Here is a 19,641-nt window from a genome sequence, read left to right as displayed (position 1 = left end):
GAGCCGCCAGCGCACTCTGCCCCCTCGCGCGCATGCACCCCGGACCCGCGCCGAATTTCGCGCCCTCGCCTCGCCGATCATCGCGCCCGCCGGTCTCACCGATTCGCCGAGCAGCGGCCCTCCAATCTCGCGACCCGCGCCCCGGCCGGCGAGATCGAAACCTCGGGACATGTCTCGAGAGACATATCCATCGACTCGCCTGACGGCCGCGACTAGCGGCGCGGCTTCTTCGCCAGCCAGATCCGCTCGTCGAGTGATTCGGCGGCGCCGGTCGACAGGCCGTGACGAGCGACCAGCCACGCCGGCAGGCGCGAGAGTGGGTCGGCGGGCTCGACGACGAAGCCGGCCGCTTCGAGCCGCGACTTGAGGTCGCGCGCCGCGTAGATGCGTACGTGGTCGCCCTGCCCGAAGTGCGCGAGTCGCTGGTACGGGTCGACGATCGTCGGGTCCTCGTAGGTGTGCGTGCGGCCGGGCTCGAGCGGGACCTGCACGAGGGCGAGGCCACCCGGACGGAGCACGCGGTACATCTCGCCGATCGCGGCGCGGTCGTCCTCGATGTGCTCGAGCACGTGGTAGACGATCAGAAGGTCCCAGGTCGCGTCGTCGAGGAACAGCAGCGAGGTCAGGTCGAGATAGAGGTCTTCTCTGCCGCGGATAGAATCAGCGGTGCGGTAGCGCCAACGGGTGCGCCGGCGGTAGGCGTCCTTTTCGCCCGGCATCGGCGAGAAGTGCAGGACGTCGAACGCTCGCGCCGGCAGCGTCGTCTCGTTCTCGAGCCAATGGAGCAGCAAACGGTGGCGTTCGCGCGACTTGCAGCGCGGGCAAGCAGCGCCAGGACGGCCACCGGCGGCGTCGAACCGGCCCGTGAGGCCACACAAGTTGCATGTATGGACGTCGGGATCGTGCGCTCCGGGGCGAGCGGCGTACAAGCCGACGACGGCGGTCGAAGCGGCGAGCAGGGCGAGCAGGGTGAGGCGGCGGTTCACACGCATCGACGCCTTCACCATCCGGCCCGCATCAGGGTGAGCAGCGGCTCGCCGGTCAGACGGATGCTCGTCCACGCGGACCGGCGGCCGCGCCAGATCGAGTCGTCGTGGGTGACGTGACGGCGCTGCATCGCGGTCGCGTCGGTGATCCGAGCGGCCTCGCCAACCCCGTGATTGTCGCCCAGGGTGCCCTTCACGGGCGCGAGTGTAACCCGCGCCCCTCTGCTCGTCCGTCACGCCTGCCACGAATGCCCGCGCGCATTCGCGCCATTTGCGCGTCCTTCGCTGTCACAGCGAGCCCTGCCGGCATCGACCGCTCGCGCGCTCGCCTCCTGGTCTGCGCATTGACAGCGAGGCCGCGCGTGCCAAGAGCCCCGGGCCATGGGAAACGCCTCCAAGCGCGACGAGAAGAGCGAACAGCGGCCCGCGCAGACGCAGAAGCCGCCCGGACACGAGGAGAAGATGGCCCCGCGTCCGCGTTATCGCCGGCCCGAGTATCGCGGCAGCGACAAGCTCGCCGGGCGGGTCGCTTTGATCAGCGGGGGCGACAGCGGCATCGGTCGCGCCACCGCCGTGCTGTTCGCCCGCGAGGGCGCCGACATCGCCATCGTCTATCTCAGCGAGGACGCCGACGCGCGCGAGACCGTCGCCCAGGTCGAGAAAGAGGGCCGCGCCTGCCTCGCCCTGCGCGGCGACCTCGGCGACAAGAAGTTCTGCGACGACGTCGTGCGCAAGGTCGTCGACCGCTTCGGCCGGCTCGACATCCTCGTCAACAACGCCGCCGAACAGCACCCGCAGAAGTCGCTGGAGGACATCGACGAGGACCAGCTCGTCCGCACCTTCCGCACCAACATCTTCTCGATGTTCTTCCTCACCCAGGCCGCGCTGCCGCACCTGCGCGAGCAGGACGGCGCCACCATCGTCAACACCACCTCCGTCACCGCCTACCGCGGCAGCCAGGCCCTGCTCGACTACAGCGCCACCAAGGGGGCGATCGTCGCCTTCACCCGCTCGCTCGCGGCCAACCTCGCCGGCGACGGCATCCGCGTCAATGCCGTCGCCCCCGGCCCGATCTGGACCCCCCTGATCCCCTCCACCTTCGACCGCGAGAAAGTCGCCACCTTCGGCAGCGACACCCCGCTCGGCCGCGCCGGCGAGCCCGAGGAGGTCGCCACCTGCTTCGTCTTCCTCGCCAGCGCCGACGCCTCCTACATGACCGGCCAGGTGCTCCACCCGAATGGCGGCGAGATCGTCAACGCCTGAGCCGCGCCGGCGCGCGCCGCGATCATGCTCGCCCCGCGCGACCGCGGCGGAGCCCCGCGTCGGCGATGAGCGATCGACCCAGCGAGCTCGGACGAGCCCGGCCCGCCCCACCGCGATCGCGGCGCTCGTGCTCGGCGTCGCCTGCGGCCTCCCGCGCGACCCCCAGGGCACCGCGGCCCACGTCGCCGCCGACGGCGCCCGCGTCGGCGTCGTCCTCCAGGCGCCGTGGGCCTGCGAGCGCGACGGCCGGCTCGCCGGCGCCGAAGTCGCGCTGCTCCGCCGGTTCGCGCGCGCCCGCGGCATCGACATGTCCTTCGAGACAGGCGGAGAGACCCGCCTGCTCGCCGCCCTGCAGCGCTTCGAGCTCGACCTCGTGATCGGCGGCCTGGTCGAGGACAACCCGTGGAGCGACCGCGTCGGCTTCACCCGCCCCTACCACGAGGACGGCGCCGGCGAGCACGTGCTGGCCGTCCCGCCCGGCGAGAACGCGTGGACCATGCAGCTCGAGGCGTTCCTCGCCGGGGCCGACCTCGCCGGCGCCCTCGCGCGCGGCGCCGCGGAGTGCGGCGACCCGTGAGCGAGCGGTGGGGCCACACCCCCGCGCACGAGCTCCCGTGCGCCAAGGAGCCGGCGATGCGCAGCGCCGTGCGGGTCGAGGTGGTCTCGCTGTTCTTCTTCGCCAGCGCGATCGCCTTCACCGCCGTCGTGATGGGACAGTCGCAGGCGATGAAGACCGTGTGGATCGACGACATGCTCGGCATGGTCCCGCCGATCGCCGTGCTGGCGGCCTCGCACCTGCGCCGGCGCGAGGCCACCGACGCCTACCGCTACGGCTACCACCGCGCCGTCACCATCGCCTTCCTCGTCGCCGCCGTCGCCCTGCTCGGCTTCGGCACCTACCTGCTCGGCGAGAGCCTCTACACCCTCTTCCGCGCCGAGCGGCCGACGATCGGCAGCGTCACCGTGTTCGGCCGCGACCTCTGGCTCGGCTGGCTGATGCTCGCCGCCCTCGTGTGGAGCGCCGCGCCGACCGTCATCCTCGGGCGGATCAAGCTGCGGCTCGCCCACGACCTCCACGACAAGGCGCTCTACACCGACGCCCTCATGAACAAGGCCGACTGGATGACCGGCCTCGCCGGCGTCCTCGGCGTCCTCGGCATCGGCGTCGGCCTGTGGTGGGCCGACGCCGCGGCCGCCTGTGCCATCGCCGTCGACATCACCCGCGACGGCGCCCGCAACCTCATCGCCGCTTTCGGCGACCTCATGGACCGCCGCCCGCGCGACGTCGCCTGCCAGTGCGACGACCCGCTGCCCGAGCGCCTCGCCGCCGCCGTGCTCGCCCTCCCCTGGGTCCGCGACGTCTCGGTGCGCCTGCGCGAGCACGGCCACGTGTTCATCGGCGAGGTCTTCGTCGTCCCCGTCGACGAGTCCACCCCGCTCCGGCGCATCGAACAGGTCGGCGCCCTCGCGCGCGCCCTCCACTGGCGCCTCACCGACGTCACCGTCCAGCTCGTGCCCAGCCTGATCCAGGACACCTGCGACGAAGCCTGCGGCGACGCGTGAGCGGCCCCTCCCGTACACGCCACATCGCCGCATCATGAGTGCCGGCGCCGATCCACCGTGCATGGTGGCCTCGACGATCAGGAGATGAACCCGGTACTCCGACTGGTCTGATCGATCCCCATCACGCCCTCACGCGAACAGCCGCAGCAACAGCGCGTCGAGCAGCGCTCGCAGCCCGCCGGGCTCCCCGACCGCGAAGCTCTCCTCGCCCAGCGCCCAGCGCGGCTCGCCGACGCGCACCCACACCCGCGCACCTGCGCGCGGGTCCTCCTGGTGCGCCGCGAACACCACCATCCCGCGCGGCGGAGCCTCCGCCCATTCGCTCATCGTCCCGAGCGTCACCCGGCGGTGCGCCAGCTCGTCGGCCAGCGTCATCGCCATCAGCCGCGCCTCCTCCTCCGCCGCCTCCGCGTCCGCCTTCCCGTTCGTGCGCCAGCGCAGGTGCAGCTCCGCCCCCGACGGTCCGAACACCTGCATCATGTCGGCCTGCAGGCGCAGCGTCGCCGCGTCGACCAGCACCAGCGTCTGCGCCGCCAGCTCCGGGTGTTTGTGGCGCTGGTCGAGCGGCCGCTCGACCACCACCGTCACGCGGCGGCGCTGGTCGAACAGCGGGCTCTCGTCGCGGGTGTAGAACAGCAGCTCGCCCTGCGCGAAGCGGACGTCGAACAGATCGATCGCCCCCAGCTCCTCGCGCCCGGCATCGACATACGCCACCTCGCTGCGCACCAGGTTCTCGAAGCGCCCGCGGGTGCTGAGCGCATCGAAGCCGCCGGCCGGGTAGTGGCTCGCGTCCTCCTCGTCGACCGCCACCTCCTGCGCCTTGCGGCGCACCGTCATCGCCACGCCCGGGCTCACCCCGCCGATCGCCGCCGTCGCCGCGTGCAGCTCACGCAGCGCCAGCCGGCTCGACTCGTTGGGCAGGTCGGCCAGGTGCGCCAGCTCCCACAGGTCCTCCGCCGAGAACAACTTCCCCTCGCCGAGCCGCCCCACGATCGCCGCCCGGATCGCCAGCGCCCACGCTCGCCAGCTCGCCTCGACCGGCGGCTCCTCCCACGCCCCGTGCCGCGCCGGCCACAGCCCGAACAGCGCCAGCGCCTCGCGCCACGACGAGCGCAGGATCGCCGGGTTGCCGGCATCGAGCTCGGTCGCCCGCGAAGCTGTCCCGAGGGCCAGCCCGATCGCGTGCGCCAGCGCCCGCGGCCGCAGCTCGCCCGACAGCCCCGAGATCGCCACGTGCGCGTCGCCCACGCTCGGGTCGAGGATCCACCGCCCGAGCACGCGATCCTCGTACTCGAGCCGTTGCGCGCGCTCGTCCTCCGGCCAGTCGGCCAGGTCGCGGCTCGACGCGAACGCGAACGAGCGCCCCTCGACCAGCAGCGTCCCGAGGTCGTGCACGAGGTCGAGCGGCAGCGCGTCGAAGCCCTCCTCCCACAGCGCGCGCAGCCACCCCAGCGCCACCGGCAGCGACTCGGCCAGCGGCCCGCCGTAGCCGCTGACGTACGCCCACGCCTTCAGCGCCGGCAGCAGCTCCTCGCGGCTCAGTCGCCGTGCCATCACCCGCCCGTGCCGAGGCCCAGCAGCGCCTTGACCTTGCTCGCCACCACCGGCAGCTCGTCGCGACGGTTGCCCACGTACGCGAGCAGCCCCAGGTCCTGCGTCTGCACCGCCCCCCCGTGGTTCAGGAACGCCTGCGTGCGGATCACCTTGTAGAGTTTGACCAGCTTGCGATCGCTGACCAGCACCTTGTCCTCGGTCTCGAGCGCCCGCACGATCCGCCGCATCTCCGCGAACACCGGGCGCGGGAACCACTGCTCGCGGTCGCGACCCGGCTCGCGCCCGAGCCCGAAGCTCAGGTCCATGAAGCGCTTCAGCTTCAAGAAATCGTCGAGCGACGCCGCCCCGCGGGTCCACGGCTTGTGTCCGCTCGCGCGGTACGACTCGTTCATCACCCCCGCGTCGATCAGCTCCGCGAAGTGGCGGTCCTTCACCGGTCGCGTCTCCACCTTGAGGATGAAGCGGTCGGCCATCGCCTCGAGCTCGCTCTGGTCGGGGATGTCGTTCGTCGCCGCGAACAACATCACCAGGCGCACCGGCGTCGGCTGCCCGTCCTGATAGAACTTGCGCTCGTTGAGGATCGTCAGCAGCGTGTTGAGGATCGCCGAGTTCGACTTGAAAATTTCGTCGAGGAACGCCACCCGGCAGTCGGGCAGCAGCCCGCGCGTGCGCCGGAGGTAGCGCCCCTCCTTGAGCACCGCGATGTCGATCGGCCCGAGGATCTCGCTCGGCTCGGTGAACTTCGTCAGCATGTATTCGAAGTAATCGCCGGCGCCGAGGCCGAGGCTCTCCGTCAGCTTGACCACCAGGTCGCTCTTCGCCGTCCCCGGCGGCCCCACCAGCAGGAGCGGCTCCTGGGCCACCGCGCACAGGATCGCCAGATCGATCTCCTCGTCGCGGGCCACGAAGTACTCCTTCAGGCCCCGGCGGTGCTGCTGGATCCGCGCGCGGATGTCGTCGATCTCGGGCTCGAGCTCCTCTAGCGTCCACATACTGCGCTCCAGTCGGTGACGATGCGCCGGCGCAGGGCGTGCTCCTCCTGGTCGAGGAAGCCCTGCACGCGGTCGCTGTGGCGGGTGCGGCTGTCCGCCAGGCTGTCGACGACAGCCTCCAGGATCAGGATCTTGTGCGTGTCGAACCAGCGGCTGGTGGTGAAGGTGTCGCGGAACTGATGCAGCTCGGCGACGAAGCGGCGGAACCGGTCGATGCGCGTCACGTTGGGCCAGTGACGCAGCGCCCCCGCCACCGCCAGCCCGCCCTGCGCCCGCGTCACGTAGTCGAGCGACCCGCCGAGCACCTGATCGCACAGCGTGCCCAGCACCTCGTCGGCCACCCGCTCCTCGCCGATCTGCACGAACCCGGTCGCCACCGTCGCCAGCAGCGAGATCTGGTCGCTCGACGTGTACGCGTGCACCCGCGACAGCGCCTCCAGCAACGCGCGCGCCGGCTCGAGCCCGCCGAAGCGGCGCAGCGCCGTCAATCCGCGCTGGGTCGCCCGCACCAGCTCGCGCGCCGAGCCGAGCTTGTCGCTGCGGGCGATGTTCACCAGCGCCTCGAGCAGGCGCCCGAGCATCGCGTCGTCGCCGAGGCTCGCCGCCCCGTGGATGCACGCCGCCACCGCCTCCGCGCGGTGGCTCAAGATCTGGATGTTGCCGAGGCCCGGCTCTGCGCTCGCCAGCACCTCCGCCACCACCGCGTCGCTGCCGCTCGCCAGCGCCCGGCGCACGCACACGTCGACCGCCTCCGCGATCAAGTAATCGAACGTGCGCGAGCCGTGGGACACCTCGCGCGCCACCACCTCGGCCAGCCCGCCGACGTCGACGCCCGGCGGCAGCTTGAAGCGCGTCGTCCGGCCGGCGAGCGCCTCCTCCTCCGGCGTCGTGCGCAGCCACATCGAGCGCTTCTGCAGCCACACCACCGCCTGCTGGGCCCGCGCCTCGCGGACCCCGCCGGCGATCCGCGCGACCTCGGCCGCCCACACCTCCGCGCTGCCGCCCGAGCTCTCGTGGGCCAGGCGGGCCATGTACAGGCGGAACAGCGCCCGGTTGGCCACCTCGTGCACGTCGATCTCGAGCTCGATCGGCGCGATGAGCTCCTGCGCCAGCGAGCGGGCGCCCAGGCGCGCGAACCCGACGGCGAAGATCAGCCGCAGGAAGTTCGCGCTCGCGTCCATCTCCGGCAGCCCTGCGTGGGCCGCCTCGTGCCACATCGCCTCGAGCGCGATGAGCTGCCCCTGCTGCAGGCGGTCGTCGCGGCTCTCCGGCGCCTCGTCGCTCGCGTCCTCGCCCTCGCGCGCCAGCGCGTGCCGCACGAAGCGCGGCAGGTCGTGCAATTCGGACAGCCCGCGCTCGTTGATCCCGCCGAGGATCGCCTCCTTCGCGCGCGTGACGCCGAGGCGGTCGCGCGCGTGATGATGCCACCCTGCGAGCACCGCCCACGCCAGCCGGCGCGACACCGGCAGGCGCGGGTCGGCGAAGATCGGCAGCGCCAGCTGCATCACCTCGTCCGCCGGCGGCCGCTGCGTCGCCACGCGGGCCACCAGCGACGCCCCCAGCCGGCTCGCCTCGGCCGGCGTCCGCCGGTCCGCCACCACCCACTCCATCAACGCGTCGTCCGACTCGCTCCCGCGCGTCGCCGCCATCAACCGCTGCGCCAGCGTCGCGTCGTACGGCGGCCCCCCGTGCAGCAGCGCCATCTCGAGGCAATCGGCCGCCTCGTCCCCGTCGCCGAGCAGCGCCTTGACCTCGCCGAGCTCGCGCCACACCTCCGGCTCGTCGCAGCCGCCGGCGATCACCCGCCGCTCGAGCGTCCGCACCTGCTCCCGCAGCGCCCGCAGCTGCGCCGCCGCGTCCGCGTCGATCGTGCTCGCCGCCTCCTCCTGCACCACCGGCTTCGACGGCGCCGCCCGCTTGACCGGCGCCTCGCGCCGCTCGGCCTTCTTCGGCGCCGGCTGCCGCGCCTCCTTCGGCCACTCGATCGTCACCTCCGGGAACTCGAACACGCTGCGCTCGAGCAGCTTGTCGAGCTCGAGCCGGCGGTCGGTCGCCACGTAGTCGATCCACCGCTGCAGCGGCTGCTCGTCGACCTCCACGATCGTCACCACCCGCGGCCCGTCGCGGTCCTCCGTGATCACCACCGTGTGCGCCCGCTCGAGCCCGAGCAGCGCCCGCAGGTCGTCGCGGCGCAGCACCGGCAGCAGTCGTCGACCCGTCGGGACGTACAGGTTGTCCGCCCCCGCCACCTGCGAATAACCGGGCACCCCGAGCGTGTCGCTGACCCGCGCCGCCATGCGCGCCGCCCCCGGCCGCACCCGCTCGCGCAGCAGGTAGACCGTCCCCTCCGCGCCCGTCAATCGCGCCACCGTCAGCCGCGACAATTCATCGCTCGTGCTCGCCTCGATCAGCGGCTCGAGCTCGAGCAATTGCTCCGGCGTCAACAGCCACAGATCCGGATCGCTGATCACCGCCGGCGCCAGGCGGATCGGCACCTGGAAGCGCACCTCCGACGCCACCGGCCGCAGCGCCACCTGCGTGGCCTGCAGCGCCGGCGCGATCGCGTCGTGGATCGCCCGCACCCGCCACTCGGCCGGCGTGCGCAGCCACGCCCCGTCGCGGTCGACCAGCGCGAACTGATTCGCCCGCGTCAGCGACGCCACCGCCGGTCCCGGCGTCGGGTGTTCGAACGACCACGCGACCCACAGCGGGCTGTTGCCGTCGCGCCCGTACACCGCCACGTCGCCGGCCCCGTCGCGCGCCGCCATCATCAGGTAGATCGGCGGCGACTTCACCTTCACCGCGAAGCTGCCCGCCCCGGCCGCGTCGACGAAGCTCACCACCTGCGCGTCCGCGCGGCCGAGCAGCAGCAGCCGCTCGAGCAGCAGCCGCGGCGCCGGCGACTCGCTGCGCATCACGAACAGCGCCTCGTCGACCAGCGGCTCGCCCGCGATCCGGCGCGGCCGCAGCGCCTCCACCAGGCGCGGCGCCGTGCGCTCGCGCCACACCTGCCAGCGCGTCGCCGTGCTCTCGCGCAGCGGCGTCACCACCAGCGTCTCGTCCTGCTCGACCAGCGTCGCCAGCGGCAGCCCGCGCGGGAGCAACCTGTCCGCGAGGACAGCATCGAGCGCCTCGCAGGCGATCGCGCTGCCCGGCCCGGACAGGTCGAGCATCACCGACCATGTCCTTTCGGCCAGCCACGGCGCCGCCTCGACCAGCACCGCCAGCGCCGCGCCGTCGCTCGCCGTCCCTGTCAGCAGCAGGCAGAACCGCACGCTCGGCTCGCTCTCCGCGCTCAGCTGCGGACCCCGGCCTTCTCGCGCGCGGCCTCCTCGCCGGCCGCCGCGCCGGCCTTCGGCGCCTTCTCGACCACCACGCGGTCGACCACCATCCCGCCGAGCGCCTGCTCGAGCGGCCGGCCGATCAGCCGCTCGGCCAGCGCCCGGTGGTCGCGCTCGTGCTCGTGCGGCAGCGCGTCGCTGTCGGACTCGTAGTGGATCACCACCTCGCGCTCCCCCGTGCGCGGGTTGTGGCGCAGACGGATCGTCACTTCAGCCATGGCTCTCTCCTCCGGTCAGCGCGCGCAGCTCCGCGCGGTCGAGCACCTTGCGCGCCAACAGTGCCTCCGCCAGCGCCTCGAGCAGCGAGCGACTGCCCGCCAACAACTCATGCGCCCGCGCCAGCTCCTTCTCGAGGATCTCCGTCACCTCGGCGTCGACGCGTTCGCGGCGGCGCTCCGACATCGGCGTCCCGTGGCGCGGCGCGTCGTCGAGGCGCACCAGCACCCCCGTGCTCGCGCCCATCCCGTACTCCTCGACCATCGCCCGCGCGATCCGGTTGACCTGCTGCAGGTCGGTGTGCGCCCCGATCGACACCTCGCCGAACACCAGCCGCTCCGCGCACATCCCTCCGAGCCCGACGCAGATGTCGGCGCGCATGTCGGCCGCCGTGATCGCGTAGGGCCGGGCTCGCGCCGCCCGCAGCACGTAGCCGAGCGCGCCCTCCATGTCGGCCGCGATCGAGATCCGCTCCGGCGGCGTCGCGTGCTCGACCAGCATCGCCAGCAGCGCGTGCCCGGCCTCGTGGATCGCCACTACCCTCTCTTCCGGCGGGCTCAGCACCACCGCCGCCCGCGTCTTGCGCTGCAGCGCGCGGTCGATGTCCTCCGGCGAGAAATTCTTCTCGCCGGTGCGGATCGCCTGGCGCTTCAGCGCCCGGCACACCGCGTAGATATGGTCGCCCGTGAACGGCAGCCCGCGCGCCCGCTCGGCGAACCCCTCCGTGCGCCGCACCAGGTGCTCTTGCAATTCGCGCGACAGCCCGAGCTCGAGCTTGCGGTCGTAGATCTCCACGATCTCGCGCCGGTCCTGCACCCCCGGCGCCGGGATTTCGATCAAGAACTCGAACCGCCCGGGGCGCAGCAATGCCCCGTCGAGGCTCTCCAGGAAATTCGTCGTGCCGACCACGAACACGCTCTCGCTGCCGCGGAAGCCGTCCATCTCGGTCAGCAATTGGTTCACCATCGAGTGCTCGACCCCCGAGCCCTCGTACGTCCCGCGCGCGTGGGCGAACGCGTCGATCTCGTCGAAGACCACCACCGCCGGCGCGCTGCGGCGGGCCTGGCGGAACACCCGGCGCAGGTTCTCCTCGCTCTCGCCGACCCACTTCGACTTCAGCTCCGGCCCCGACACGATGATCACCGTCGCGTCCATCGCCGTCGCCATCGCCTTGGCGAAGTACGTCTTGCCGGTGCCGGGGGGCCCGTGGAAGATGATCCCGCGCGGCAGGAGCCCCTCGAGCGCCTGGATCTCGCCCTCGCTGCCGAGGCTGTCCTTGCGCCTCAGCAGGTCGAGCAGCTCCTCGCGCAGGCGCGCCTTCACCTCGGGGTAGCCGCCGATGTCGCGCTCGAGGTCGACGTTGGGCAGCTCGACGTCCTCGCTGACCGTCTGCCGACGCAGCTCGCGGTACACCTGCGTCGCCTGCGGGCGCCCGGGCATCGCCTCGCGGCGCAGCCCGACGGCTTGCATCAATCGCCGCAGCCGCACCGGGTTCAGCCCCGACACGTATTTGTAGAGCGCGAACGGATCGAAGCTGTCGGCGTCGATCGACCGCGCCTCGCGCTGGGTCACGATCTTCGCCAGCGACTCGCGCGGCACCCCGACGATCTCGCGCTTCACCGCGAACACGCCCTCGATCACCCGCGGCAGCGGGAAGCTCGGGTCGCGGAAGCCGAGCAGCACCGCCTCCGGGTTCTCGTACAGCAGCGGGATCGCCTCGCGCGCCTCCATCGTCAGGCTCGTGTGCGTCGTCGTCAGCACGTCGAGGTGCAGCAATACGATGATCGTGCGCTCGACGCTGCCGCGGATCGCCGTCGTCAGCTGCGTCAGCATCGACGCCAGGTTGCCGCGGCTCTCCTCGCCCTCGCGCGGGCGCCCGTCGACGATCACGATCTGCGGCCCGCGCTCCTTGCCGGCCCCGCGGCGCAGGCGCGCGCGCACGGCCAGGTACACGTGCAGCGCCAGCTCCTTGTCGCACTCGACCAGCACGCTCATCCCGCGGCGCAGCCGCTCCTCGATGAACGTCACGTCCTGCGCGCACGCCATCTCGACCGCGTCCTCGACGCGGACCTCGCCCGGCAGCGTGTCGATGGGGACCGTGCGCCGCACGCTAGACCCGCACCTTGATCGTCAGCTCGAGCTCGCCGCCTTCCCCGCGGCCCTCGTGCACGCTCTCGATCTGCCCCATCGACGCCGCCTTCTGCCGCAGCGCCTGCACGTACACCTTCTGCAGCGCCGCCTGCAGCTCGCCGCGGATCTCGCCCTCCTGCGCCCCGAGCCGCCGCGCCACCTCCTCCGCCAGGTCGCGCTCGGCCCGCTTGCCCGCCTCTTCCAGGCGCGACGCCGCCTGCGCCTCGCTCGTCGCCCGCGACGTCACCTGCCGCGACGCCGCCGCCCGCGCCGTCACCGTGCGCCCGTCGGGCGACAGCGTCACCTCGACCGCCCCGGAATTGCGCGTCATCGACCCGTCCTGTCCCTTGGACCAGCCGGCCGCCGCCAGCTCCTCGCGCAGCAGCGCCGTCATCTCCGCCTCCGGCAGGATCTCCAGCACCCCGACGTCCATCTCGATCGCGTCGGCCGTCTCGACCTGCTTCGCCGCGTCGTGGTACGTGACCGGCCGCCAGCTCGGCGCGCCCATGCGAACTCGGTAACCTCGGCTCACCGTGCCTCCTCGCGGACGCCCATCCTAACCGACCCGCGAGCGCCCTGGCGAGGCCGATATTTCTCGCGCCACCCCTGCGGCGCCCGCCGGAGCACCGGTCGCGCGCTCCCGCTCGCCGGCCGCGGGCTCGCTCCGCGCGTCGAGCCGGCGCGATGACATCACGACGCGCTGCGACACGACGCCCGCATACACGAGGAGCCGACCATGAAGCAGCTTGCATTCATCCTGTCGTTCGCCTTCGCCGCTCAGCCCACCGAGGCCTGCACTGCCAGCAACGCCGGGGAGATCGTGAGCACGCGAAACAAGGCGCACACCCGCGAGGAGACCTACGTCTGCGATTCGGGCTGGCAGTTGATCCGCGTCTGCAGCGACGGCGTCTGCGAACACTCCTGAGAATCGTCCCTCGCCGAGCGCCGCGCCCGATGTCCGCTTATTTGGACTCGACCCGTCCGAGCGGCTCGGCCGCGCCGGTCAGCGCGTCCTGTGCTTCCTGCCAGGCGCGGTCTCCGGGGAAGAGCCGGCTGCGGAGGTAGGCCGCCGTGACGAGCTGGACCGCGGCGACGCGTTCGAGGCTCTCGTCGGTCGTCTCGGCGGCGTCATAGCCCGAGACGCCGCCGAGGCCGTGCCCCGCGCCGAACAGCGTGACCAGGGACTTGGGGCCGGGGGCGAGGAAGTAGGGATCGGCGTGCCAGGCGGCCCCTGCGGTCGTCAGGTGGGGAGACCCGTCCTTGTCCCCGACAACGACCAGCGCCGGCGTCGTCATCGTCGAGAAGTCGATCGTCGAGAAGAACGGGTAGTGCTCGGCGGCGTACTTGCTGAGGGTGTCGCCTCTGCCGGGCGCGGCGAGCAGCACCCCCGCCCCGATGCGAGGCTCCGCCAGGCTCACCTCGCTACCGTCGCGCGGATCTCTGTGCCGCGCGCCGAGCAGCACGCTCGCGGTGTGCCCGCCCATCGAGTGCCCGAGGACGGCGACCTTGCTCCGGTCCACGCGCCCGGCGATCGCAGGCACGGCGCGCTCGATCGCCTCGAACCGGTCGAGGATCCGCTTCATGTCCTCGGCCCGCGCGCGCCAGAAGAGCGGCGCATCGGGGTGATCGGAGCTGCGGAAGGGCAGCGTCTTCGAGTCGAGGTGGGTCGGCTGGATCACGACGAAGCCGTGTGCCGCGAAGTAGTTGGCGAGCGGGGCGTACCCGTTCAAGGACGAGAGGTGGTTGGAGGGGCCGTGGCCGTGTGAGAGCAGCAGGACGGGCAGCTCGCCTCCGGTCACGGGCGCCGAGACGCGCAGCTGGAGCTCCACGGTGCGGCCGGGGGCCGGCAGCACGACGGGGCTGATCGAGAGGACCTGAGTGGGCTGGCTCATGGCGTAGATGGGTAGCGCCCGCCGCCGCCCTCCGATTGGAAGGACCGGACATTTTCCGCTCGTCCACGCCGTAGCGGCTTGAACGATCGCCGCCGGTGCGCCACAGTCCGTGGGTGCTGCACACGCAGGACGCCGCCGCGACGTTTTCGCTCTCGCGCTTCATCGAGCACGTTCACGTGCTCGTGCCGGCCGCCGGACGCGCCCGCTACGAACGGCTCCCCGACGGCAGGACGACGATCGTCTTTCGCGTGCTCGAGGAGGGCCGGCGAGGCGACGTGAGCGTCGTCGGCCCGCGGATGCGCGCGATGTTCAAGAACCCCACCGACATCGCGCGGGCGATCGTCCTTCAGTTCAAGCCCGGCTGGTCGGCGCCGCTCCTCGGCGTGGCAGCGAGCGCGCTGGCGGATCGGGTCGTCCCGCTGGAAGACATCTGGGGCCGTCCGGGCAGCGATCTCTGCCGCGAGCTCCTCGCCGCAGGGAGCCTGCGGGAAGTCGTCGATCGGGTCGCCCGCGCGGTCGCTGTGCGGACGCACCACGCCCTGGAGCCGTCATCGGCACGGCTCGCGCGCCGCGCGGTTCAATTGTTCGAGGCAGGCGAGGCTCGCGTGGAGAGCGTGGCGGAGCAGCTCGGCGTCACCGCCCGACATCTTCGCCGCGCCTTCACCGAGAGCGTCGGCATCGGCCCCAAGGACTTCGCGCGGACGGTCCGCCTCCAGCGCGCCGTGCGGCTGGCGGCGACCTCGAAGGACTGGGCGCGCATCGCCGCGGACGCCGGCTATTACGACCAGGCGCACCTCATCACCGACTTCCGCGAGCTCGTCGGGCTCACGCCGGGCTCCTTTTTGAAGCGCGCGGGCGATCGCCAGCCCGCGCACGGCCCTGACCCGGCGCACAGCTCCCGGGCTCACTCCTGAAGCCGGAACAGCTGCAGGACCGGCACCCCGACGTGGCCCATGTCGCCGATCGTGATGCGCGTCGCCTTCACGTAGCCCGACGCGAGGCCGTCGCAGAACCCGCCGCCGAGGAAGACCTCGTAGACATTGTCGGCGACGTAGCCGTAGCCGAAGCCCATCGTCGGGCTGCCGCGCGTGAACTTCTCGATTGTGCACACCAGGTTTTGCAAGGCCTGGTCCGAGTACACCTCGATCCGGGCGAAGGCGACGTACTCCGAGTCCAGCGCCGCGCCCTCGGCGAGGCACGGCGCGTCGATCGGCGCGGCCTCCACGTCGAGCTCGAGGTCGAACGCGCCGTCCTGATGCTGATACACGAGCGCCGGCGAGTCCGGCAGGCCGGTGAGCAAGTAGCGCTGCCCCTCCTCGGCGTGGAGCGCGACGTCGCCGCCGAGGTTGAGGATGTCGTGCTCCCCCGTGAAGGTCGCGATGCAGTAGCCCTCGAGCTCGTCGCTGACCTGACCGTTGTTGCCGGCGCCACTGCCATCACCGCCGTCGTCGCCGCAGGCAGCGAACGCGAGGGCACATACGAGCACCTTGGATCCACGCATGGGGTCTCTCCTCGAGGGCTCGCGCCAGAGTGCACCGCGCGTGCGACGATGCTGAAGGTCCACGGGTGAGGGTCTTCGCGGCGCGAACCCCCGCGCTCTCCGTCTCCTGGCCCATAGAACGGCCCTGCTTCCTGCTCAGGCCGCCGGCTCGCGTCCAGTCATCCCGCGCGCCGCGCGGATCTGCGGCAGCGCCTCGCGCCCCGCCTTCACCTGTTCTACGACCAAAATCTCTCAGCCCAGCCGACCCGTCAGCACCCTGACGAGCGCATCGAGGCGCCGGAGATGCGGCCGCAGCAGCGTATCGTGGACCTCGAGGTACAGCTGCGACTCCTCGTAGCGCGGATCGCCGAACGCCTCGCGGGCCATCGCCTCGCGCAGCTCCGTCAGCCGCTCGCCCAGCCCGACGATCCGCGCCAGCGTGCGCCGCAGCGCGTCCTGCTGGCTGCGCAGCGCCAGGCCCGAGTCCGCGACCAGCCGCGCCGACACCACCTCCGGCGGATCGGCCCACGCGCCCGCCGCCAGCCGCGCCAGCGCGCGACACAGCGGCCGCGCCAGATCGAGGCGGCGGTGCTTGTCGAGCGCCGCCACGAATTGCTCGAGCACGCGCGCCGCCGACTGCAGCCGCGCCGTGCGGTCGCTCCCCGGCGACCAGCCCATGCACGCCACGATCTGCTCCGCCCACTGCTCCTCGAGCAGGTCCTCGAGGCACTCGAGCAGCACCACCTGCGGCCCCGTCAGCAGGCGATCGACGCGACCCGTCGGCTCCTCCCCCTCGTCGATCTGGTGCGACCAGTCCTCGAGCGCGAACAACGTCGCCAGCGGCGAGCCGAGGCACAACCGGCGCCCGAGGTCCTCGCGGATCTCCCGCGGCATGTTCATGCGCCCGAGGTGGCGCACCGCCAGCGCGTAGACCAACCAGTCGCCCGTGTCCGTCTCCGCAATTTTAATAATTCGACGGATCTGCCGCCGTGCGCGGCGCGAGCTGCCCTCGCCCTCGACCACCTCCGTCGGGCGCGAGATCTCCGCCAATCGCTGCGTCGCCTGCACCCACAGCTCGTAGGTCGCCTCGGTGAAGCGCAGGCGAAAGCCCGTGCTGCGGGCCGCGTCCCAGATCCGCCCGCGCACGCGCCGGCCGCGGCGCAGCACCACCCGCTCGCGCCGGCCCGACTCTGCCAGCACGCGCAGGCAGGTCGCCGCGATCCTGCGCCCCGCGACCTCGATCAGCTCCGGCCGCGGCTGCGAGATCGGCTGCGCCGGCACGATCCGCACCGAGCGCCCGCGGCACAGCATGTCGAGCACCTCGAGCGCGTGGCCCTCGTCGACGCTGACCGACAGGTTCATCGGGCCACCCGCGTGCGCGGCCCGAGCAGCGGCCAGCCGTTGAGCGTGATCTCGCCGCCGCGGATCCGCAGCTCCACCGTGTTGCCGCCGGCGAGCTTCGGATCGTCGGGCCGGTAGCGGTCCGTCAAGAAGTGCAGCACCTGGTTGTCGGAGCCGATGAAGCGCCGCTTCTGCGAGCGCAAATTCGCCTCGAAGCGCCCGTCGACCAGCAGGTCGGTCGCCGCCAGCAGCCGCGCCGCCGCCGGTCCTTGCGCGTGCAACTCGGCCAGCGTGTACCCCGAATAGATCATCACCGACAGCCCGCGCGCCCGTACTCCCTCCGCCAGCGGCGCCAGCGCCTCCGCCTGCGCGAACGGCTCCCCGCCGAGCAGCGAGACCCCCTCGCTCCCCGAATCACATGCCTCTTCGACCAGGTCGGCCGCCCGCCGCCGCACCGCGTCCTCGCCCCCGAACGCCAGCATCTCCGGGTTGCAGCAGCCCGGGCAGCGCAGCGGGCAGCCCTGCACCCACACCGCGTAGCGCACCCCCGGCCCCTCCGCCTCGGTCCGCGGCACGATCATCGCCACCTCGATCGTCGCCGCGGCAGTCATCGTCGCGCCGCAGCGTACCACGCTCGCCGCTCCCCGAGCGCGCACCGGCAGCGATGCCCTCGCCGCTCCTCGCCGCGCATCGAACCTTGCGCCACCGATGGCCAGCCGCGCTGGTGTATCCTCCTCGCGCGCTCGTTCATGGCCACGCCGATCGACCGCGCGAGCCTCCTCGCCGACCTCCACCGCGACCGCGAGCTCGCGCGGCCGCGGCGTCTCGTCCACGGCGCCGTCCTGCCCGGCGCGCACCTCGACCTCGAGGGCTTCGCGGTCGCGGCCTGCCTCGCCGACCTCCACCTCCCGGCCCTGCGCGGCCTGTGGCTCGGCGTCTGCGCCCTCGGTCCCGACGCCGCCGGCGCCCTCGCCGAGCTGCTCGCCCGCCACCCGCGCCTCGAGCACCTCTCGCTGCGCGGCGACCCGCTCGGCGGGCCCGCCCTGCAGTTCCTCCTCCCCCGTTTCACCGCCCACCCCGCGCTGCGCAGCCTCGACCTCGGCGACACCGCCCTCGACCCGACCTCCATCTGTCACATCGGACATGCCCTCGAGGACACCTCCATCGGTGACCTCCGGCTCGGCGGCCGCACCCATCGCCTCGACCTCCCCGCCACCGACGCCTGGGCCGTCTTGCTCGCCCGCGTCCGCTGGCGTCGCCTCGCCCTCCCGGCCTCGCCCGACCCCGAGCGCCTCCTCGCCGCCCTCGACCGCAACACCAGCCTCTGCGCCCTCGACCTCGGCGACCTCGCGCCCGACCAGCGCCAGCGGCTCGTCGCGCGGCTGTGTCACAACGCCAATCGCCAGCCCGCGCGCCGGCCCGTCGCCGACCTCGCCCGCCTGCGTCGCGCCCTCCCGCCCGTCGAGCGTCCGCGTGAGCTGCCCGCCCCGCTGACCGACGCCGACCTCGACGTCGCCCTGCGCGTCCTCTCGCACCTGTCCCTGCGGCCATCGCTCGTCCGCACCGACCACCCGCGGCTCGCCGAGCTGCGCCGGGCCCTGTTCGGCTTCCAGCGCGACGAGCGGCGCAGCGCTCGCGTCGAGCGGCGGCGCGACCACCGGCGCCGCGAGGCCCAGCAGGCCGACGATCGCCGGCGCATCGACGACGCCGCGATCCGCCGGCGCGAGCAGGGCGTCGCCGCCGCGCAGCCGGAGCCCGCCGACCCGACGATCCACGAGCTGCACACCGCCCGTCCCTGCTACGTGTGCAAGCAGCCCTACACCGGCCTCCACTTCTTCTACGACCGCCTGTGCCCCGCGTGCGCCGCCCGCAGCTACGCGCGTCGCGGCGACGTCCTCGACCTCCGCGGCCGCGTCGCCCTCGTCACCGGCGGCCGGATCAAGATCGGCCATCACGTCGCCCTGCGGCTGCTGCGCTGGGGCGCGCGCGTCCTCGTCACCTCGCGCTTCCCGCGGGACACCGCCCGCCGCTTCGCCGCCCACCCCGACTTCGCCGAGTTCCGCGAGCGCCTCGAGATCTTCGGCCTCGACCTGCGCCAGATCCCCCGCGTCGAGGCCTTCGCCGCCAGGCTCGCCGCCGAGCTGCCCGCGCTCGACATCCTCGTCAACAACGCCGCCCAGACCGTCCACCGCCCGCCCGAGTTCTACGCCGCCCTGCTCGCCGACGAGGCCCGCCCCGACGCCCTGCCGCCCGCCCTGCAGTCGCTGCTCCCCGAACCACATGTCCCCGGGGACATCCTGCCCGCCGAGCACCCGCTGTTCCCCCAGCGCAGCGACGACGGCTTCGGCCAGCCGCTCGACCTGCGCGAGCGCAACAGCTGGCGCCTGCGCCTCGACGAGGTCGGCACCATCGAGATGGTCGAGGTCCAGCTGATCAACGCCGTCGCCCCGTTCGTCCTCAACGCCCGCCTGCGCCGGCTCATGGCCCGCGCCGCCGGGGCCGCCTTCATCGTCAACGTCAGCGCCCCCGAGGGCCGCTTCGACCGCGACTGGAAGTCGCCGAACCACCCGCACACCAACATGGCCAAGGCCGCCCTCAACATGATGACGCGCACCGCCGCCGAGGACTACGCCGCCGACCGGATCTACATGACCAGCGTCGACACCGGCTGGGCCTCCAACGAGAACCCGGCGCCGATCGCCGCGGCCATGCGCGAGCGCGGCTTCACCCCGCCGCTCGACCTCGTCGACGCCGCCGCCCGCGTGTGCGATCCCATCGTCCGCGGCCTCCGCGACGGCGAATTCCTGCGCGGCATTTTTTTAAAGGACTTCGAGCCGATCAGCTGGTGACCGCGAGGACATGTCTGAAGGGCCATAATAGCGC

Annotated in this window: 18 protein-coding genes; 6 read left to right on the top strand and 12 right to left on the bottom strand. The window is 72.7% G+C overall.

The window, feature by feature from the left end:
- Positions 1-212 precede the first annotated feature (212 nt).
- Together K7C98_RS04160 and K7C98_RS04155 are read right to left on the bottom strand one after the other, a co-directional pair.
- Positions 213-992, bottom strand: coding sequence for a methyltransferase domain-containing protein (locus K7C98_RS04160; RefSeq protein ID WP_224190189.1), 780 nt, complete (start codon positions 990-992; stop codon positions 213-215).
- Between the two features lie 8 nt (positions 993-1,000).
- Positions 1,001-1,183 carry a hypothetical protein gene (locus tag K7C98_RS04155; protein ID WP_224190188.1) on the bottom strand — a complete coding sequence of 61 codons (183 nt, stop codon included), beginning with the start codon at positions 1,181-1,183 and terminating at the stop codon, positions 1,001-1,003.
- Positions 1,184-1,367: 184 nt separating this feature from the next.
- On the opposite strand from K7C98_RS04155, the gene K7C98_RS04150 reads away from it, so the two are divergent.
- The 3 genes from K7C98_RS04150 (at position 1,368) to K7C98_RS04140 (ending at position 3,812) form a co-directional block, all read left to right on the top strand.
- Positions 1,368-2,249 (top strand): SDR family oxidoreductase, encoded by an 882-nt coding sequence (locus tag K7C98_RS04150; protein WP_224190187.1) that lies wholly within the window; start codon positions 1,368-1,370, stop codon positions 2,247-2,249.
- 127 nt (positions 2,250-2,376) lie between these two features.
- Positions 2,377-2,826: a transporter substrate-binding domain-containing protein gene (locus K7C98_RS04145; protein ID WP_224190186.1), complete on the top strand. Its 450-nt coding sequence runs from the start codon at positions 2,377-2,379 to the stop codon at positions 2,824-2,826.
- A complete protein-coding gene (locus tag K7C98_RS04140; protein WP_224190185.1) occupies positions 2,823-3,812 on the top strand; it encodes a cation transporter in 990 nt (329 codons plus the stop codon). Before K7C98_RS04145 ends, K7C98_RS04140 begins: the two co-directional genes overlap by 4 nt.
- A gap of 129 nt (positions 3,813-3,941) precedes the next feature.
- Here K7C98_RS04140 and K7C98_RS04135 read toward each other — a convergent pair whose 3' ends face one another.
- The 6 genes from K7C98_RS04135 to K7C98_RS04110 are packed head-to-tail and all read right to left on the bottom strand — an operon-like array spanning position 3,942 to position 12,577.
- Positions 3,942-5,366, bottom strand: a complete 1,425-nt coding sequence (locus tag K7C98_RS04135) for a hypothetical protein (protein WP_224190184.1) — start codon at positions 5,364-5,366, stop codon at positions 3,942-3,944.
- A complete protein-coding gene (locus K7C98_RS04130; protein WP_224190183.1) occupies positions 5,366-6,358 on the bottom strand; it encodes an AAA family ATPase in 993 nt (330 codons plus the stop codon). Before K7C98_RS04130 ends, K7C98_RS04135 begins: the two co-directional genes overlap by 1 nt.
- Positions 6,346-9,633: a hypothetical protein gene (locus tag K7C98_RS04125; RefSeq protein ID WP_224190182.1), complete on the bottom strand. Its 3,288-nt coding sequence runs from the start codon at positions 9,631-9,633 to the stop codon at positions 6,346-6,348. Before K7C98_RS04125 ends, K7C98_RS04130 begins: the two co-directional genes overlap by 13 nt.
- A gap of 20 nt (positions 9,634-9,653) precedes the next feature.
- On the bottom strand, positions 9,654-9,917 hold the full coding sequence (locus K7C98_RS04120) for a hypothetical protein (protein ID WP_224190181.1): 264 nt from the start codon (positions 9,915-9,917) through the stop codon (positions 9,654-9,656).
- Complete coding sequence (locus K7C98_RS04115; RefSeq protein WP_224190180.1) at positions 9,910-12,024, bottom strand: AAA family ATPase; 2,115 nt, start codon at positions 12,022-12,024, stop codon at positions 9,910-9,912. Before K7C98_RS04115 ends, K7C98_RS04120 begins: the two co-directional genes overlap by 8 nt.
- A 1-nt stretch (position 12,025) precedes the next feature.
- Positions 12,026-12,577 (bottom strand): hypothetical protein, encoded by a 552-nt coding sequence (locus K7C98_RS04110; RefSeq protein ID WP_224190179.1) that lies wholly within the window; start codon positions 12,575-12,577, stop codon positions 12,026-12,028.
- Between the two features lie 204 nt (positions 12,578-12,781).
- On the opposite strand from K7C98_RS04110, the gene K7C98_RS04105 reads away from it, so the two are divergent.
- Positions 12,782-12,970, top strand: coding sequence for a hypothetical protein (locus tag K7C98_RS04105; RefSeq protein ID WP_224190178.1), 189 nt, complete (start codon positions 12,782-12,784; stop codon positions 12,968-12,970).
- Between the two features lie 37 nt (positions 12,971-13,007).
- Here K7C98_RS04105 and K7C98_RS04100 read toward each other — a convergent pair whose 3' ends face one another.
- The gene (locus K7C98_RS04100; protein WP_224190177.1) at positions 13,008-13,937 is read right to left on the bottom strand and encodes an alpha/beta hydrolase family protein; all 930 of its coding nucleotides are present in this window, start codon (positions 13,935-13,937) and stop codon (positions 13,008-13,010) included.
- Positions 13,938-14,032: 95 nt separating this feature from the next.
- On the opposite strand from K7C98_RS04100, the gene K7C98_RS04095 reads away from it, so the two are divergent.
- Positions 14,033-14,851: a helix-turn-helix domain-containing protein gene (locus tag K7C98_RS04095; RefSeq protein WP_224190176.1), complete on the top strand. Its 819-nt coding sequence runs from the start codon at positions 14,033-14,035 to the stop codon at positions 14,849-14,851.
- Here K7C98_RS04095 and K7C98_RS04090 read toward each other — a convergent pair.
- From K7C98_RS04090 to K7C98_RS04080, 3 genes are all read right to left on the bottom strand, one after another.
- Entirely contained in the window at positions 14,842-15,438 is a 597-nt protein-coding gene (locus K7C98_RS04090; protein ID WP_224190175.1) for a hypothetical protein, read from the bottom strand. The genes K7C98_RS04095 and K7C98_RS04090 overlap by 10 nt on opposite strands.
- A gap of 231 nt (positions 15,439-15,669) precedes the next feature.
- A complete protein-coding gene (locus K7C98_RS04085; RefSeq protein WP_224190174.1) occupies positions 15,670-16,779 on the bottom strand; it encodes a hypothetical protein in 1,110 nt (369 codons plus the stop codon).
- On the bottom strand, positions 16,776-17,369 hold the full coding sequence (locus K7C98_RS04080) for a 4Fe-4S single cluster domain-containing protein (protein WP_224190173.1): 594 nt from the start codon (positions 17,367-17,369) through the stop codon (positions 16,776-16,778). Before K7C98_RS04080 ends, K7C98_RS04085 begins: the two co-directional genes overlap by 4 nt.
- Before the next feature lie 138 nt (positions 17,370-17,507).
- On the opposite strand from K7C98_RS04080, the gene K7C98_RS04075 reads away from it, so the two are divergent.
- The gene (locus K7C98_RS04075) at positions 17,508-19,607 is read left to right on the top strand and encodes an SDR family NAD(P)-dependent oxidoreductase (protein ID WP_224190172.1); all 2,100 of its coding nucleotides are present in this window, start codon (positions 17,508-17,510) and stop codon (positions 19,605-19,607) included.
- The last annotated feature ends 34 nt before the right edge of the window (positions 19,608-19,641 follow it).

It is taken from the genome of Nannocystis pusilla (genome assembly GCF_020073745.1).
Taxonomy (GTDB): Bacteria; Myxococcota_A; Polyangia; order Nannocystales; family Nannocystaceae; genus Nannocystis; species Nannocystis radixulma.
This window is presented reverse-complemented; position numbering and strand designations above follow the sequence as displayed.